The following is a 16,892-nucleotide window of genomic DNA, read 5'->3' as shown; positions in this document are numbered from 1 at the left end:
TGTTGCCGGCGCGCCGTCAGTAGGCCACGGTCTGGACCGTGCCTCCCTGGTACACCTCGACGGTCTGCGGGCGCGGTGGCGCGGGCGTGCGCGGCGCGGCCGCGGCCTGCAGCGCGGCGGGCGGGCGCGGCGGGCTTTTCGCGGGCGCGCCCGCCGCCAGGTCCTTGAAGCGCAGGCCGGCATAGGCGCGGTCGGAAGCTCCGAGCTCCTGCCCCTTGGCCGGCCGGCCTGCGACCGGTTGCAGCGCCGTGGGCAGCGCCGCGAACAGCGCCGGGTCAGGCATGCTGAGATCATCCGGATGGCGCAGCGCCAGCGTCAGCTGGCCGTATCGTTCAGCCAGCGTCAGCCGCTGCACGTCGTCAAGTGCCACCGCCAGCACCGCGGTATTCGCATTGTCGGGCCGGCCGCCGGCATTCTCGCGCGCGCTCGCGCGGCGCACCCCGGTGCTGTTGTCCTGCTGTTCCTGTTCCTGGCGCTGGGCTGCCGTGGGCGGCGGGTTCTCGACACTGGCCGCGCCATAGGCCAGCACGCGGCTGCGCGCGAGCAGCAGCCGGGTCTGCGTATCGACCTGGGCCTGGTCGGATTTGCCATCCAGGGTGAAGAAGACATCGACGAAATCGCCAGGACGCACATGATGGCCCGCGGCCATCGCTTCCTTGACAGCCACCGACACCGCGCGCTGGCCGCTTTCAAGCTGCAGCGCCAGGCCGTTGAGCAATTGCTGCTCGAACAGCGGCGCATCGGCGTGGATGTGGGTGCCCGTGGTGCGGCCCAGCAGCGCGGCCGGGTTGCCGAAGCCATGCGGCACCGCCGCGGGCATCCGCACCACCTTGAGGTCTTCGGCGACGAGGCGCTGGCCTGCGGCAATGGCCTTCGCGGCGACCACGACATCGTGCTGCTGCGCCGGTGCCACGGGCGCTGCCGCGGGAGCGGTGCTTGCCGGGGCGCTGGACGGGCGGCCCAGCATCCAGGCGCCAATGGCCAGCAGCAGGGCCAGGGCCAGCAGCAGGCCGGCAAGGATCTTGGTGAGATTCATGGCGTGGATCTCCTGGCTGCGCAAGACAGGGAAGCTTTGCTTTCGGTGCTGGCGCGCGGCAAGCCGGCCTCGAAGGCAAAACTACCTGGTGCGGAGGATGGCTTCATGACGTTCCTTTCTAGGCGGCCAACACGGACCGGTCCACGAACAACAGCCAGATGGCGGCCAGCGCCATATAGCCGGCATAGGGGATGCTGCGCACGATCACACGCTGGCCGTCGGCCGCCACGGGCGGCGTGTCGGGCGGCGTCACCAGCGCCACCATGCGCAGCGGCAGGCGGGCCTGCAGCCATTGGGCGCTGGCCGAGGCCTGCGCGCGGCGCCAGGCCAGCACCAGCACGCCATGCACGCCGGCCAGCAGGCTGCCGCCCAGCCAGATGCCCAGCAGCGCGGGCGACAGCCCCAGCCACAGCCCGATGACGGCGGCAAACTTCACGTCGCCCGCGCCCATCCAGCGCAATGCGTAGAAGGGCAGCAAGGCGGAAAACGCCACCAGCATGCCCAGCAGCGCCTTCCAGGCCGGGACCTGGAAGGGCTGGATGCCCGCAGCCAGCGCGATGGCGCCCATGCCCAGCCCCAGCAGCACCATCCAGTTGCGTACCTTGCGGATACGCAGGTCCATGACCACTATGGCAATGAGCCAGAGCAGGCACAGGGGGACCAGAAAGTTCGACCACGGCATCAGCAGGACTGCCTTGCGGGCTTCAGACTTAGTTCGAGGGCGTTGGAGTGCCGGCGCCCGTAAGGATGGTGGAGATCTTCTGGAAAATGACGTTGAGTTGACCACCCAATGTGCTCACCGTCCCGAGGATTGCCACGGCAATCAAACCCGCAATCAGTCCGTATTCGATAGCCGTTGCACCTTCTTCGTCATTCCAGAAGCGTTGGATGAGTTTGGTCATTTTGATTCCATTCAAAAGTGCAGCCCATGAAACAAAGCGGTTGGCGGGCGATGGGCTAGCGCTCGCTGCCGCGGGTGGAAACTCAGGGGATCACCATCGCAAGGCGTGGTGGGTTGTCGGGTTCTGCGGCGCCGTTGCGAGCGCCGGATCGAGTCGGGTTTCAAGCCGCAACTGCAAGGGCTGGGCCGGCGCAGTGGGAGTGGTGTCGGGCGCGGCGCCCGGCATCGGAGCGCGGGCGGTGGCAAATGCGGGGCGTTCGGCCGGCGGCTGGTCGAACAGCCGGTCTAGCCATTGATTGGGCAGTTGCGGCGGCAGCAGCTGGCCGGTGGTGCGGATCAGCCGCAGGCCGTTGATGCGCTGGTCGTAGCGCGCATCGGCCTCCTCGAGCATCAGGCGCTGCATCTCGAGCTGCGAGTCCAGCACCTGGGACAGGCTGCCGCGGCCGACTTCAAGCAGCCGGCGGTAGCCTTCAAACGCGGTGCGCGCTTCGCGCACCGCATCCGTGAGCTGGGCCTCGCGCTCGCGTCCGGCCTGCCAGCGGCCCCAGGCGGCCGAGGCGGTTTCCTGCACCTGGCGGCGCACGGCTTCCTGCTGCGCCTCCTGGGCCTGCAATTCGTTGATCGCCTTGAGGATGCGGTCGCGCAGTTCGAAGCCATTGCCGAAATTCCAGTTGAGCTCGACGCCGTAGCGCGTGCCCTCGTTGTAGAGCACTCCCTTGGGGTCGTGCGTCTGCGCCACCACGCCGGCCAGCGTGGGAAAGCGCTGCGCCTTGCTGCGGTTGACCTCGGCGGTCGCGCGCTCGATCATGTGGCGCGACTCGCGCAGCTCGGAGCTGTGGTTCTCCGCGGCTTGCAGCGCGGCCTGCTCGCTGGCCGGCAGCCATTGCGCCGGCACCTGCAGGTCGGGCAGGGCGCTGCCCGTGGGCGCGTAGTTGAAATAGCGCGTGAAGCGCGCCAGCGCGTCCAGGCGCTGCGACTGCAGCCCTTGCTGCTCGGCCAGCGCGCTGGCCTGGCGCGAGGCCGCGCGGCGCAGGTCGTTGCGGCCCACGGCGCCCAGTTCGGCGCGGCGCTGCTCGACATGCGCGAGCTGGCCGATGGTCGCCGCCGATTCGGCCGCGACCTGAGCCTTGAGCTCGAACCGGTGCAGCTCCAGCAGGGCCGTGAGGGCTTCGAGCAACACGTTCTGGCGCGTGCTGTAGAGCACGCTGTCCTGGGCGGCCTCCATTTCCTCTGCGGATCGGATGCCGGCGCCGATCGCGCCGCCATCGAGCAGGTTCATGCGCACTTCGGCGGTGATCGCGGTGTACGACTCGCGCCGCTGGCCCTGGCCAATCGAGGCCGTGCCCGAGGAGGTGCCGACCTTGAAGCTGGGCCAGCGCGCGCCCTTGGCCGAACTCACGTCATGGCCCGCGGACTCGAGCGCGGAACGCGCCTTGAGCACGTCCGGATGCGCATTGAGCATCTCGTACAGCGCGCCCAGCAGCTGCCTTTGCGACTGGTTCGTGGCCAGCGAGCCGGGTGCGAGCTGCGGCGACAGCTGCAGCGCGGGCGGCTGCGCCGGCTGCGCGCCGGCCGGCAGCGCCAGGGCCAGCATCGAGCCCAGCAGTCCGGCGGCGCGCAACGCGCGGCGGTGGGTGCGGGTGAGCAGGCCGGCCGTGCGCATCATGGCTCCCGGAAGGCTTGGCTCTGGATGTGCAGCACGGGCCGCAGCAGGTACCAGATGAAGGGTTCATGACCGACCAGCAGGTCCAGTTCGGCCTGCATGCCGGTGGTGATGCGGTTGTCGGTGCGGCCCACCCAGGGCTGCTGCAGGCTGGCCTGGATGCGGAAGTAGGAGGGCGCTTCGGGCCGGTTCGGATCATGGTCGGCATCGGCCGACACCAGCCGCACCTGGCCCTGCACGAAGCCATAGCGCAGGTAGTCGTAGGCGGTGATCTTGGCCTTGGTGGCCTGGCCGACATGCACGTAGCCGCGGTCCGAGGGGTTGAGCCGCGCCTCGACCACGATCTCGTCCTTGTCCGGCACGATCTCGAGAATCGGCTCGCCCGGTTTGACCACCCAGCCCGCACCCGAGCTGCGCAAGCCCTTGACGATGCCATCGGTGGGCGCCAGCACGACGGTGCGGCCACGCTGGCTCTGCGCGCGCGCCACATCCTCCGACAGGCTCATCAGCTCGCGCTCGGTCTGCGCCAGTTCCTCGGAGGCGCGCCGGCGGAACGCGCCCTGCGTCTCCATCAGCTTGGCCTGGGCCTGGTCCACCTTGGCCTGGCCGCTCACCAGGTTCTGGCGCGCCGCGGACAGGTCGGTACGCACCGCCTCCAGCGCGCGCTGCTTGTCGATGACTTCGAGCTGGCCGATCAGCTGCTCGGCCGCCAGCTGGTTGGCTATGGCGGCTTCCTGTTCATACAGGCGCAGGCTGGTTTCAAGCCCCTTGATGCGCGCCTGGGTCTGCGCCACATCGCCGCGCGCCTGCGCCAGCAGCGCCTCGGACGATGCCAGGCTGCCGCGGTGCTCCAGCGCGCGCGCGCTGAACGCACCCAGCTCGGAGCGCACGATGCGCGCATCGACTTCCTTGGGGAATTGCGCGGCATCGAGCTGCCGGCCCTGGCTTTCGGCCGCCAGGCGCGTCCTCACGGCCTGGGCTGTTGCGCTGCGCGCGGTCAGCTGCTCGAGGTTGAGGCTGCTTCCGCCCAGGTCGATCTCGAGAATCGGCTGGCCCTTGCCCACGGACTGGCCTTCCTTGACATGCACGGCGGTGACGATGCCGCCTTCAAGATGCTGCACGCTCTGCACGCGGTCGGACGGAATCACCTGGCCGCTGGCCACGACCACGTTCTCCACGGGATAGAACAGCCCGACCAGCACCAGCCCGGCCAGCGCGCCCGTGATCAACCGCTGCCGCGTGAGCAGCGACGGCCCCTTGCTGAAGGGCGTGCCCTCGGCCGCGCTTTCCGCGGGCGCGGCATCCGCCTGCGCATTGCGCAGCACTTCGGGAAGGTCTTGGTGCAGCTTGCCCATGGTCACACCATCACCGGCGCGGTTTCGGAAGGTGCGACGTCCGGCGCGGCGCCCGCGGCCGGGGCCGCGCCGGCACGCGCCACGCCAAACAGCGCGGGCAGCATCTGGTCGGGCGTGCCGTGGTCGACATGGCCGTCGCCGCGCACGTGGTAGACATGCTGGGCCAGCGAGGCCACGCGCAGCGAATGCGTCACGACCACGATGGTGTGCTTGAGCGAGATCTGCCTGAGCGTATGCAGCAGCGCGGTCTCGCTCTCGAAATCGAGGTCGTTGCTGGGCTCGTCGAGAATCAGCACGGACGGATTGCGCAGGTACAGCTGGGCGAGGCCCAGCTTGCGCAGCTCGCCCGCCGACAGCCCCGCGCCGCCTTCGCCCAGCACCGTCTGGTAGCCGTTGGGCAGGCGGCTGATGAAGTCGTGCGCGCCCGAAAGCCGGCAGGCGATGAAGATGCGGTGGCTGTCGGCCTCGGGGCTGACCATGCGCAGCGTGTCGATGATCGGTCCGCCGAACCAGTAGGACTGCTGCGGCAGGCAGCCGACCCAGCGTCCCAGGTCGGCGCGCGAGAACTGCGCCATGTCGTATTCATCGATGAACAGGCTGCCCTGCGTGGGCTGGTAGAGCCCGGCGAGCAGCTTGGCCAGCGTCGACTTGCCGGCGCCGTTGCGCCCCAGGATGGCATGGATGCCGCCCGGGCCGATCTGCAGCGAGACCTGGTCCAGCGCGACATGGCCCGAAGGGTAGTGGAAGCTGACGTTGTCGAGCCGGAAGCCGCCGCGCGGGCGGGGCGGCTCGACGCTTTGCGCCGCGGGTTCGAGCGGCTCGCGCAGCACCGCCTGCAGGCGTGCCGTCGACTCGTTGGCGCGCGCCAGCGAGCGCCAGTTGCTGGCCAGCTGGGCGATGGGTCCGAGCGCCTTGCCGGACAGCAGATTGACGGCCATCAGGCTGCCGATGCTCATCCACTGCGCATTGATGGCGATCGCGCCGACGGTGATAACGGCCACGGAAAAAAAGGTCAGCAGCACATGGCTGGTCTCGCGCGCATTCTCCATCTCGCCGTTCTTGCGGAAGCTCTCGCCCAGCCAGCGGTCGTAGCCGGCCTGCCATGACTGCTTGGCCGCCGCGTCGTATCCCAGCACCTTGAGCGTCGAGCGCGCATTGCAGATCTCGGCCGTGCCCCGGTCCAGCTGGCGTGCCTGCTCGATTTCCTCGACGCGCGCACTGCGCACCTCGTCGGCCCACCACCAGGCCAGCACGCCCAGGATCAGCATGGCCACCAGGATCACCGGCAGCACCGGCCAGGCAATGATGCCGATGACCACCAGCGCCAGCAGGGCCATGGGCAGATCGAGGACCGAAGCGGCCAGCCCGCCGGAGACGCAGGAGCGCATGGCGCCGATATCGCGGAACAGCTGCAGCCATTGGCTCGACGGGCGCCCCTCGAGCGTCAGCAGCGGATGGCGCAGCATGCAGTTCATCAGCGACTGCGAGACTTCGCGGTCGATGGTGGCACCGGCTTCTCTGAGCGCGAGCGCGCGCCGCCGGCGCAGCCAGAGCTCCAGTCCGAGAAAACACAGCACGCCGGCCACCATGGCCGTGAGCGTGGCCAGCCCGCCGCGTGCAATCACCCGGTTATAGACCTGCAAGATGAAAATCGAGGGCAGCAGTCCCAGCAGGCTGATCGGCAGTGAAAGCCATGCTGCGCGGCGCAAATGAACCGAAGCGCGGTCGAATGATTCGCGGATGGCCGCGCCATATCCTGCGGCCGCGCCGGATTGCGCGTCTTGCTCGACGGCATTCAGTAACTGGCGAGGTAGCAGGTATTGGAGCATGTCGGCTGTCTGTCTCGGGAAATGGAGGGCGGGCGTTATGTCGCCATGGAAAAATGGCTGCAATACCTGTGAATACTATTAAATATAAATTTCGATAGCTTTTGTTAATTGCTCGTTTCTTGATTTGTAAATCAACGAGGATTTCCTGACGTTAATCAATGTTCGGATTAGTGTAATTCAGTAATTAGTTGTTTTTCAAACCTTATCTCGACTGGGTTTTTAGGTTTAAAAATGAGAATCGTTCTCACCATTGCCAGGCAATCGGAATTGTTGTATTTGGTGCGTCTCTTGGGGTTCCTTGGCGAACTCGTCCTACATGATGCTTATACCAGCGCTGCTACGAATGTTGCTTTAGCGACATTTTCGCACCAAGTTTTTCTTGGTTCGATTCAGTTACGCGGTGGGTTTGCTTTCGCTTTGGTTCGTTTGGCAAATATATCAATGCAGAAACACTCGTTTCTGCGCGCATGTGCGCGAAATGCAGATTTGGCTATTCTTGCTTGGAGAAGCAGCCCATCGCCGTTTGCGCTGTCTTCCGCTTATCGTGGATATGCGCGGTTACCGTCTCAACTGTTCCCAAGGCGACACTTCATCTCAAAGTCCATGCTGCCGGGTGGAGTATCTGGATGGCTATTGGAGAATCGCGCTGCGACAGCAAGGTAATGGAAAACCCTGGTTATATGCGATAGGAAGTAGGATGGTTCTTACATGAGCACCAAATAGGTGCGATGAGAAATTAATGCCCATTCAAGCCATTCATGTCACGTCGAATATATCGATGTAAGAAAAATTGCTATGGCGGCGGCGCCGCGTCCAGGTGCGCGGGTGGGCATTCGCGCGCTTTATGTCCGCGTGCCGGAAATCTCGCCTTTGGCGTATACCGCCAGATGCGTGGTCAGGCGCTCCATCCTGCTGAGCAGTGCGGCCAGCGGAACATCCGCATTCCGTCCGGCGATATGGCGCGTGAATACCAGCAAGCCCATTGCCTGCTCGACATCGGCTGGGTCGGGGGGGCCTTGCCGGCCATGCATATGCTGCTCAAGGCACGCCAGCGCGCGTTCGATGGCCTCGAGCATTTCTGCAAGTGCCAGAGCCGGGTTGGCGGCCTGCCGCTGGGCAAGCAGCAATGCCTCGGGCACGCAGCGCCGGTCACAGCCCGCGCCGTGCCGGTGCTGATCGGGCTGCAGATGCAAGGGTGCCGGCGGGCGCGGTGGGGACGACGCGGGGGCGCGCTGCGGCGCCGGCGCGGTCGGCAGCGGGGTCTGCAACCCATTGCGGTCCACATGCAGGCCTTGTAGCCGCAGCAGCAGATTCACCTCGGCCAGACCGCGCAGCGGCGGCGCGCAGGCGTCGGTCCCGCCTTGCCCGCCCGTGGCGGCGTGGCTGGCGCCGGGCAGTGCCGTCGGCGGCAGGAATTCGGCGTGTTCGAGGTCGTCATCCGCCAGCGCCCACGCGGAAGCCGCGCCCCATGGAAGAAGCCCGGGAAGGCGGTTGCCGATCACCAGGATCTCATCGGGCCAGTCGATGCGCAACTCGACCGCGGCAAGCTGCCGCATCCAGGCCCACTGGCGCACGCGCGTCGAGCCCTCGCGCCACGCCGCTTCGAGCGTGGTGCGGCGCACGAAAAACACGCTGTCCGGCGAGCCTTGCGCGGCCACCGTGAAAAACAGCATGCAGCAGGCATAGGGCTCGGGCAGCAGCGTGATGCGCTGCTTCAGGTGGCGCAGGCTGGCGCTGAGCTGCTGGGAGAGGGTGATCCGGGGCTCCTGCGACTGCAGGGCGGGTCCGGCAGGGGGGTGGGGGCTCTTGCGGATCAAGGCAGTCCCTGGCAGTCGGGCGGCGGCGCGGCCTGTTGCGCTCAGCGGTATTCGAATTCCACGCGGCGGTTGCGCTGGTGCGCGGATTCGCTCGTGCCGGGATCGGCCAGCTGTTCCTTGCCATAGCTCACTGCCTCCATGCGCTCCTGGGGCACGCCCAGCAGCTGCAGGTCGGAGCGCACGGCCTGGGCGCGCTTGTGGCCCAGCGCCAGGTTGTATTCGATGCCGCCGCGGGAGTCGGTGTGGCCCTGCAGCACCAGCGAGCGCTGCGGATGGTCGCGCAGCCAGCGCGCATGGCTTTCGAGGATGGCGCGATCCGATGCCTTCACGGCGTAGGAATCGAAATCGAAATAGACGATATGCGCCACGTTCTCCGGTCCCTTGCGGCCTTGCTGCGGCTGCGCCACCACGGGCGCGACGCGCGCGTTGTCGCTGATGGGCGCAGGCATTGGCGCGGGCGGTTTGCCGAATGCGTAGTGCTGCTCGCTGCGTTGCGAACTGGAGCCGGGGGTGGAACTGCAGGCGGCGAGGAAACAGGCCAGCAGCAGCGTGGTGTGGATATGGTGGTGCTTCATGGGACTCCTTGCATGCCCCTGCCGCGGCCTCGCAGGCGCAGTGGCAGGGGCGTTGTCGCGGCTTTGCGGCCGCGGTCGATCATCAAGCCAGCAGGTTGTGCTGCAGCGGCTGGGTCAGGATGGAGGCGGCGTCGCTGCCCGCATCCGCCTGACTGCTGATGGACACTGCAATCGCGTCTTGCTCTGCCGGCGCGACGCTGACCGTCGCCTGCACGCTGCTCTGGCCGAGCAGGCCTCCGAGCAGGCCGCCGCTGCCGCCGCCCAGCAGGCCGCCGGTGGTCTGGCCCAACAAGCCGCCGACCAGGCCCTGCGGGCCCGTGACTGCGGACAGCACGCCGCCTTCCGTACCCAGGCTGCCCAGCAAGCCCTGATCGCCGGTCACGCCCGACAGCAAGCCGCCCTCGTTGCCGAGCAGGCCGCCCAGCAAGCCTTGATCGCCGGTCACGCCCGACAGCAAGCCGCCTTCGCCGCCCAGCAAGCCGCCCAGCACGCCCTCGTTGCCGGTCACACCGGACAGCAGGCCGCCCTCGCTGCCCAGCAGGCTGTTCAGCACGCCTTCCTCGCCGGTGACGCCGGCCAGCAAGCCGCCTTCATTGCCCAGCACGCCGCCCAGCAGACCCTGATCGCCGGTCAGGCCGGACAGCGGGCCGGCTTCACCGCCCAGCAGTCCGCCGAGCAGGCCGTTGTCGCCCAGCACCTGCTGGATCACGCCGTCCAGGCCGCCCAACGTGCCGTTGTCCGAGATGCCGGTGATCAGGTCGTTGAGCACGCCGATGACCGGCTCCAGGCCTTCGCCCGGGACCTGCGTCAAGCCGTCCACCAGCTCGGTCAGCACATTCAGCGGGCCGCCGTCGGCGCCCGTGAGGTCCTCGAGCGCACCGGTCACCTGGGACAGCGTGCCGTCGTCGGGCGAGACCAGCGCGTCAAGCAGGCTGGTCACGGGAGCGGCCACGGTGCCGCCCAGCAGGTTGTCGACCACATCCTGCGCCGAGGTGATCAGGCCCGGGCCTTCGCCGCCGGTGCCGCCACCGAGGCCGCCGGACAGATTGCCCAGCAGATCGCCGACGCCCGCGAGCGGGCCGCCATCAGCCAGCAAACCGCCCAGCGCGCCGTTGTCGCCCAGCAGGTTCTGCACCACGTCTTGCAGCGAGCCGGCGCTGCCGTCGGCGTCGCCCAGGCCCGCGACCAGGCCATTGAGCGTGTCGACCAGGGGCTCGAGCCCTTCGCCGGGAATGTTTGTGAGCCCATTGACCAGCTCGGTGACCACGCCCAGGGGGCCGCCTTCCGCGCCCGTCAGGTCTTCCAGCGCATTGGTGACATCCGCGAGCGTGCCGTCATCGGGATGGGTCAAGGCGTTGAGCAGGTCGGCCACGGGTGCGGCCACGGTGCCGCCGAGCAGGTTGTCGACCACATCCTGCGCCGCGGTGACCAGGCCCGGGCCTTCGCCGCCGGTGCCGCCACCGAGGCCACCGGACAGATTGCCCAGCAGGCTGCCCACGCCCGCGAGAGGGCCGCCATCGGCGAGCAGGCCGCCCAGCGCGCCGTTCTCGCCCAGCAGGTTTTGCACGACCTCCTGCAGCGAAGCGGCGCCGCCACCCGCGTCGCCCAGGCCCGCGACCAGGCCATTGAGCGTGTCGACCAGGGGCTCGAGCCCTTCGCCGGGAATGTTTGTGAGTCCATTGACCAGTTCGGTGACCACGCCCAGCGGGCCGCCTTCGGCGCTGGTCAAGCCTTCGAGCGCGTTGGTGACATCCGCGAGCGTGCCCTCATCGGGATGGGTCAAGGCGTTGAGCAGGTCGGCCACGGGAGCGGCCACGGTGCCGCCGAGCAGGTTGTCGACCACATCCTGCGCCGCGGTGACCAGGCCCGGGCCTTCGCCGCCGGTACCTCCACCAAGGCCGCCGGACAGATTGCCCAGCAGGCTGCCCACGCCCGCGAGAGGGCCGCCATCGGCGAGCAGGCCGCCCAGCGCGCCGTTCTCGCCCAGCAGGTTTTCCACCGCCTCCTGCAGTGCGCCCGCACCGTTGCCCGCGCTGGCGAGCTCGCCGACCAGGCCGTTGAGCGTGTCGATCAGCGGCTCGAGGTTTTCACCCGGAATCGTGGCCAGTTCATTGACCAGCTCGGTCAGCACGCCCAGCGGGCCGCCTTCGGCACCGGTGAGGCTTTCCAGCGCATTGGTCACGGCCGACAGCGTGCCGTCATCGGGATGCGTCAGCGCATTGATCAGTTCGGCCACAGGCGCCGCCACGGTGCCGTCCGCGAGGTTGTCGACCACATTTTGCGTCGCAGTGACCACGCCGGCGCCGTCCGTGCCGCCCGTTCCGCCGCCGCTGCCGCCCGTGAGCAGGCCACCCAGCAAACCGCCCAGCCCGCCGCTGCCCAACAGTCCGCCGACCACGTTGTTGACCACGTTCTGCACACCGCCACCGCCCGAAGGGTCGGCCAGGCCGGACACCAGGCCATTGAGCGTGGACACCAGCGGCGTCAGGCCCTGGTTGTCGGTATTCGCCAGGCCGTTGGCCAGTTGCGTCAATGCGCCCAGCCCGCCCTCGGTATTGGTCAGCTCCTCCAGCAGGCTGGTGACCGTGCTCAGGGTGCTGCCTTCGGGCGCCACCAGCGAATTGATCAGGTCAACGACCGGTGCCGCCACGGTGCCCGTCAACAGGTTGTCGACCACATCCTGCACGGTGGTGACCAGGCCGGGACCGCCGTCCGTGCCATCGGTGGGGTTGGTCGGATCGGTTGTATCCGTCGGGTTGGTGGTATCCGTTGGATCGGTGGTATCCGTCGGGTTGGTGGTATCCGTTGGATCGGTGGTATCCGTCGGGTTGGTCGTATCCGTTGGATTGGTTGTATCCGTTGGATTGGTCGTATCCGTTGGATTGGTCGTATCCGTTGGATTGGTCGTATCCGTTGGATTGGTGGTGTCCGTCGGGTTGGTCGTATCCGTCGGATTGGTGGTATCCGTCGGGTTGGTGGTATCCGTCGGGTTGGTGGTATCCGTTGGATTGGTCGTGTCCGTCGGGTTGGTGGTGTCCGTCGGGTTGGTGGTATCCGTTGGATTGGTGGTGTCCGTCGGATTGGTGGTGTCCGTCGGATTGGTGGTGTCCGTCGGATTGGTGGTATCCGTTGGATTGGTCGTATCCGTTGGATTGGTGGTATCCGTCGGGTTGGTCGGGTCCGTTGGATTGGTGGTATCCGTCGGGTTGGTCGTGTCCGTTGGATTGGTGGTATCCGTTGGATTGGTCGTATCCGTCGGGTTGGTGGTATCTGTTGGATTGGTCGTATCCGTTGGATTGGTGGTATCCGTTGGGTTGGTCGTATCCGTCGGATTGGTGGTATCCGTCGGGTTGGTGGTGTCCGTTGGGTTGGTGGTATCCGTCGGGTTGGTGGTGTCCGTTGGATTGGTCGTATCCGTCGGGTTGGTGGTGTCCGTTGGGTTGGTGGTGTCCGTTGGGTTGGTGGTGTCCGTCGGATTGGTCGTATCCGTTGGGTTGGTCGTATCCGTCGGATTGGTGGTGTCCGTCGGATTGGTTGTATCCGTCGGGTTGGTTGTGTCCGTTGGGTTAGTGGTATCCGTTGGATTGGTCGTGTCGGTTGGATTGGTCGGCTGCACAGGGACCGGGTTCTCATCGTCATCGTTGTTGTTCGATGCGATCAGCGCGCCTGCGCCCAGGCCGGCCAGGCCTGCGAGCAGGAAGTCGCCCAGCACCGAGCCGCCGGCCTCGGTGGATTCCTTGGTCACGACCAGGCCCACGGCGTCGGAGGCGCTGACGGGTGAGACGTCGACGTCGCCCGATGCCAGGTCCAGCGACATCACGCCCGTGCCCTCCTCGGTGCCGCGGAAGTTCAGCGTGGCTTCGGTGCCGCCGGAAAAGGTGCCGACCAACTGCTGGCCGCCGCTGCCGGAGAACAGCGCCTGCGCGCTGCCATCTGCGGGCACACGCACAGTGTCGCCGAGTTGCAGCCGGCTGCCTGGCTGCGCGGCCATCGTCTGGCCGTCGCGCACGATCTGCACGCCGGGCGATGCCTGGGAAAGCACGGCAGGACCTGTCGTCACCGGCGTGGGCGCGGCGGCGGCGGAAGGCGCGCTGAAGGTCTGCGGCTGGGCAACATTCAGCTGTGCGATGACGGTGCTGGAGGGTTGGGATGCAGAGGTCGTCATATGCTCTTTCCAGTAGGTTGATCGTTACATCGGTGAAGCGCGGCGGACGCTCCGCAACGCTTGTCTGGACCTCTTTCCGCAATATGTGTGCCAGTGCCGGCAAGCGCTTGAGAAAACGCAGCGAGGTTCTGCAATGCGTTGAATTCATTGGGGATTTTTGGTTTTCGTCACGGATTCCCGGGATGCCGGCGAGCGTGCGGACCACCCTGTGCGCCAGGTGTTACGGCCCATGTTCCGTAACGTGTGCCGTTTGTTCCGTATCGTTTTTCGACGTCCTTGCCGCAGCGCGTGCGCGCGGATACGGCAACCGCGCGGGCTGTCGACTGCGGGGCGGGCGCCCGGGCCCTGGTCGGGCACGTGCGCGCCGAGGCCGATATACAATCCAGAGGTTTTGCTGCGCGCTCCCATCCGTTCCCGGCCGGGCAACGAGAGGGCCGGTGTGCCAGCCCTGTGTCACTTCCCCTCCCATCCATCGCATAGAGAGAAAAGCGCCATATGCAGATTGCCTCCGGAGTTTCGTCGCGCCAGCGCAGCGCTGCGCCATCGCGCTTTTCCCGGCCCATGTTGGCCGTGCTTCTCGGTTGGGGCTTGAGCCTGGGCGGCCTGCCGGCGCATGCGGCACGCGCAGTGGATGAAGTGAGTCAACTGCTCGACCAGGGCAATACGCGCCAGGCGGCAAAGCAGGCCGACATCTATCTCAAGCAGAACCCCTCCGATGTGGAAATGCGTTTCCTGCGCGGCGTGATTGCCACCGAACAGAAAGACAACGCCCAGGCGGTCAAGATCTTTTCGGCACTGGTGCGCGAGCATCCCGGCATGCCCGAGCCTTACAACAACCTTGCCGTGCTCTATGCGGCGCAAGGGCAGGAGCGCAAGGCGGCCGAGGCATTGGAGCAGGCGATCCGCACCAACCCCAGCTACACGACCGCCCACGAGAATCTGGGCGACTTGTATGCGCGCATGGCCAGCGAGGCCTATACCAAAGCCTTGCAGCTTGACGGTTCGCGCCAGGCCATTCCCGCCAAGCTGGCGCTGATCACGCAGCTCGTGCCCAGCCAGCAGGCCGCAGCCAAGACCGTGTTGGCCGCGCAGGCCGCCACGGGCGCGCCTGCCGCCGCGGCGCCGACGCCAGCGCCTGCCAAGCCCGCCGAGCCCAAGGTCGAGCCCAAGGTCGAAAAGAAACCCGTAGCGGTCGAACCCAAACCCGTGCCGCCCGTGGACGCCAAACCTGCCGCCAGGAGCGCGCCGGTCACCGTGGCGGCTGCGCCCGTCGCGGCGCCACCGCCTGCCCCCGCAGCGACTCCGGCACCGGCTCCGGTCTCCGCCCCCGCGGCCCCGGCTCCCAGCCCGGCTGCGCCTGCGCCGGCGCCGGCACCCGTGGCCGCCGCGCCCGCGGCCAGGTCGGCCGAGCCCGGCGTGCAGCCCAAACCCGTGGTGGCCGCACCCGCGCCGGTGGCAAAAGCCGCCACGGCCGCGCCCGAACCAAAGCCCGCAGCAGCGCCGGCCGTGGCCGAAATCGAATCCGCGGTCAAGGATTGGGCCGATGCGTGGGAGAAACAGGACATGCCGCGCTATCTTGCGGCCTACAGCGAGCGTTTCGAGCCGGCCAACCGCGTGAGCCTGGCCCAATGGAAGGAAGCGCGCCGCGTGCGCATCGTCGGCAAGAGCGATATCTCCATCAAGTTGCAGAACATCCAGGTGGCGGTCGATGGCGACCAGGCCACGGCGAAGTTCCGCCAGAACTATGTGGCCGGCAGCCTCAACACCACCACCCGCAAGACGCTGTCGCTGCGCCACGAGGGCGGGCATTGGCGCATCGTGCGTGAAACCACCGGGGGTTGAAGCCGCGTTGCCGCGGCCTGCTTGCCCTTGCCAGATTGCCAGTTGAAGAAGATGACCGGGAATGTTGTTTAAAAGGCCGCTCCGCCGCGCGCTGCTGCCGCTGTACCTGATCGCCAGCGGCGTGGCATTCCAGCCGCAGGTCCACGCGCAAGCGCCGTCGCAAAGGTCGACCGCCGAAGCCAGGCAGACCAAGGCGGGCAAGCGCGCCGTCGCTGCCACGCCGAAGATGGCAAAACACGCCCGCACCGCGGCCGTGGCGGGCGCCGCCGGCGCCGGCGTTGTTGTGGCGGCGACGGCCGCCGCGGCTACGGCCGCCGCGGCTACGGCCGCCGCGGCTACGGTGCCAAAACCGCCCGTGCCCAACACCGCCGAAGCGCGCCTGCTGAACGTCATCGAGCTGGTCAAGCGCCAGGAACTCGATGCCGCGCTGCGCGCCGCCGGCGAGCTCACGTCCGACGTGCCGAATTTCCGCGCGGCCCAGTTGGTCTATGCCGATCTGCTGCGCTTCAAGACAGGCCGCGCCACGGGATGGGTCAATGCGCCGGCCGCGGAGGTCACCGAGTTGCTGACCCGCAATGCCGTGCTCGACCAGGCCGCGCTGGCGCCCGCGCAGGAATGGCAGGAGCAGGCGCATGGGCTGCAAAAAGAGCTTCAGCGCCGCGTTCATGCCTATGGCGTGCTGCCCGCGGCCGGCAGCGTGCCGCGCGAGTTCCAGCAGCTCGACGTCTCGGTGCGCCATGCGGTGGCGATCGATGCCAGCAAGTCGCGTCTTTATCTGTTTGGCCATGAAAAGGGCAAGCTGCGCCTGATCCGCGATTTCTACGTCTCGATCGGCAAGTTCGGCATGGGCAAGACTGCCGAGGGCGACCAGCGTACGCCGCAGGGCGTGTATTTCATCGGCCGGCAGATTCCGGGCCCGCGCCTGCCCGAGTTCTATGGCAAGGGCGCGCTGACCCTCAATTACCCCAATGACTGGGATCGGGCCGTCGACCGTTCGGGCGACGGCATCTGGCTGCATGGCGCCCCGCCGGACCAGTTCGCGCGGCTTCCCGAGGCGAGCGACGGGTGCATCGTGCTGTCGAATCCCGACCTGATCCTGCTGATGAAGACCCTGGACCGCCAGACCCCGGTGCTGATCCGCGACAAGCTGCAGTGGGCCGGCGCGGGCGAGCGCGTGCAGGGCCAGGCCGACGACGGCTTTGGCCGCGTGCTCGACCGCTGGCAGCAGGCCTGGAAGGGCGCCGACCAGCAGCAGCTCGCCAAGATGTATGTCGGCGCGCCCGCTGCTGACCGTTTCCCCAGGGCCCGGCTCACCGAGTTCTTTCGCTTCGCCGACATCGGCATGCAGCAGCTGTCGGTCTACTCCTGGAAAGACGCGCAGGGCGATATCCGCATCGTCGACATGCAGATCGGCAGCGCCAGGGCCGGCAAGAGCCTGCCGCTGCGCCAGTACTGGCGCAAGAGCGGCGGACGCTGGGAAGTGTTTTCGGAAGAAGTCCGCGGCTGATCGCGCTGGGTCGCGGGCACGGCTGAATTCAGGGCAGCCCGTTGACGCCCGTGCTCGGTTCGCTGCCTCCTGCTTCCAGGCCAGAGGCACGGTCACCTCACCTGATGCGGCCTGCAGATCTTGCGCTGCAGCGCCTGCCCTTGGGTACAGCTGCGGGCGAGAACCCGTCGGCAGATCCGCCGATTTTTTGCCTGCTGAAATG

The 16,892-nt window shown here is 67.4% G+C and carries 11 protein-coding genes; 2 read left to right on the top strand and 9 right to left on the bottom strand.

Annotated elements, in window-relative coordinates; translation table 11 throughout:
* Positions 1 to 16: 16 nt before the first annotated feature.
* From cpaB to HUK68_RS23420, 9 genes are all read right to left on the bottom strand, one after another.
* Entirely contained in the window at positions 17 to 1,036 is a 1,020-nt protein-coding gene (cpaB, locus tag HUK68_RS11445) for a Flp pilus assembly protein CpaB (RefSeq protein ID WP_175504260.1), read from the bottom strand.
* 118 nt (positions 1,037 to 1,154) lie between these two features.
* Positions 1,155 to 1,718: an A24 family peptidase gene (locus tag HUK68_RS11440; protein ID WP_175504259.1), complete on the bottom strand. Its 564-nt coding sequence runs from the start codon at positions 1,716 to 1,718 to the stop codon at positions 1,155 to 1,157.
* A gap of 28 nt (positions 1,719 to 1,746) precedes the next feature.
* On the bottom strand, positions 1,747 to 1,938 hold the full coding sequence (locus tag HUK68_RS11435; protein WP_175504258.1) for a Flp family type IVb pilin: 192 nt from the start codon (positions 1,936 to 1,938) through the stop codon (positions 1,747 to 1,749).
* Positions 1,939 to 2,028: 90 nt separating this feature from the next.
* Complete coding sequence (locus HUK68_RS11430) at positions 2,029 to 3,603, bottom strand: TolC family protein (RefSeq protein ID WP_175504257.1); 1,575 nt, start codon at positions 3,601 to 3,603, stop codon at positions 2,029 to 2,031.
* Positions 3,600 to 4,955 (bottom strand): HlyD family type I secretion periplasmic adaptor subunit, encoded by a 1,356-nt coding sequence (locus HUK68_RS11425; RefSeq protein WP_244146147.1) that lies wholly within the window; start codon positions 4,953 to 4,955, stop codon positions 3,600 to 3,602. Before HUK68_RS11425 ends, HUK68_RS11430 begins: the two co-directional genes overlap by 4 nt.
* 2 nt (positions 4,956 to 4,957) lie before the next feature.
* Entirely contained in the window at positions 4,958 to 6,784 is a 1,827-nt protein-coding gene (locus tag HUK68_RS11420) for a peptidase domain-containing ABC transporter (protein ID WP_175504255.1), read from the bottom strand.
* Positions 6,785 to 7,626: 842 nt separating this feature from the next.
* A complete protein-coding gene (locus HUK68_RS11415) occupies positions 7,627 to 8,601 on the bottom strand; it encodes a hypothetical protein (protein WP_175504254.1) in 975 nt (324 codons plus the stop codon).
* A 41-nt stretch (positions 8,602 to 8,642) separates the two neighbouring features.
* Positions 8,643 to 9,176: an OmpA family protein gene (locus tag HUK68_RS11410; RefSeq protein WP_175504253.1), complete on the bottom strand. Its 534-nt coding sequence runs from the start codon at positions 9,174 to 9,176 to the stop codon at positions 8,643 to 8,645.
* A gap of 82 nt (positions 9,177 to 9,258) precedes the next feature.
* Positions 9,259 to 13,341, bottom strand: a complete 4,083-nt coding sequence (locus tag HUK68_RS23420; RefSeq protein ID WP_175504252.1) for a hypothetical protein — start codon at positions 13,339 to 13,341, stop codon at positions 9,259 to 9,261.
* A gap of 561 nt (positions 13,342 to 13,902) precedes the next feature.
* On the opposite strand from HUK68_RS23420, the gene HUK68_RS11400 reads away from it, so the two are divergent.
* Entirely contained in the window at positions 13,903 to 15,183 is a 1,281-nt protein-coding gene (locus tag HUK68_RS11400; protein WP_175504251.1) for a nuclear transport factor 2 family protein, read from the top strand.
* Positions 15,184 to 15,244: 61 nt separating this feature from the next.
* Entirely contained in the window at positions 15,245 to 16,690 is a 1,446-nt protein-coding gene (locus tag HUK68_RS11395) for a L,D-transpeptidase family protein (RefSeq protein ID WP_175504250.1), read from the top strand.
* Positions 16,691 to 16,892 lie beyond the last annotated feature (202 nt).

The sequence above is a fragment of the Comamonas antarctica genome (assembly GCF_013363755.1).
Classification (GTDB): Bacteria; Pseudomonadota; Gammaproteobacteria; order Burkholderiales; family Burkholderiaceae_C; genus Comamonas; species Comamonas antarctica.
This window is presented reverse-complemented; position numbering and strand designations above follow the sequence as displayed.

Coding starts and splice junctions, on each gene's coding strand:
- cpaB (WP_175504260.1), bottom strand. CDS start 1,036: ATGAATCTCACCAAGATCCTTGCCGGCCTGCTGCTGGCCCTGGCCCTG.
- HUK68_RS11440 (WP_175504259.1), bottom strand. CDS start 1,718: ATGCCGTGGTCGAACTTTCTGGTCCCCCTGTGCCTGCTCTGGCTCATT.
- HUK68_RS11435 (WP_175504258.1), bottom strand. CDS start 1,938: ATGACCAAACTCATCCAACGCTTCTGGAATGACGAAGAAGGTGCAACG.
- HUK68_RS11430 (WP_175504257.1), bottom strand. CDS start 3,603: ATGATGCGCACGGCCGGCCTGCTCACCCGCACCCACCGCCGCGCGTTG.
- HUK68_RS11425 (WP_244146147.1), bottom strand. CDS start 4,955: ATGGGCAAGCTGCACCAAGACCTTCCCGAAGTGCTGCGCAATGCGCAG.
- HUK68_RS11420 (WP_175504255.1), bottom strand. CDS start 6,784: ATGCTCCAATACCTGCTACCTCGCCAGTTACTGAATGCCGTCGAGCAA.
- HUK68_RS11410 (WP_175504253.1), bottom strand. CDS start 9,176: ATGAAGCACCACCATATCCACACCACGCTGCTGCTGGCCTGTTTCCTC.
- HUK68_RS23420 (WP_175504252.1), bottom strand. CDS start 13,341: ATGACGACCTCTGCATCCCAACCCTCCAGCACCGTCATCGCACAGCTG.
- HUK68_RS11400 (WP_175504251.1), top strand. CDS start 13,903: ATGTTGGCCGTGCTTCTCGGTTGGGGCTTGAGCCTGGGCGGCCTGCCG.
- HUK68_RS11395 (WP_175504250.1), top strand. CDS start 15,245: ATGTTGTTTAAAAGGCCGCTCCGCCGCGCGCTGCTGCCGCTGTACCTG.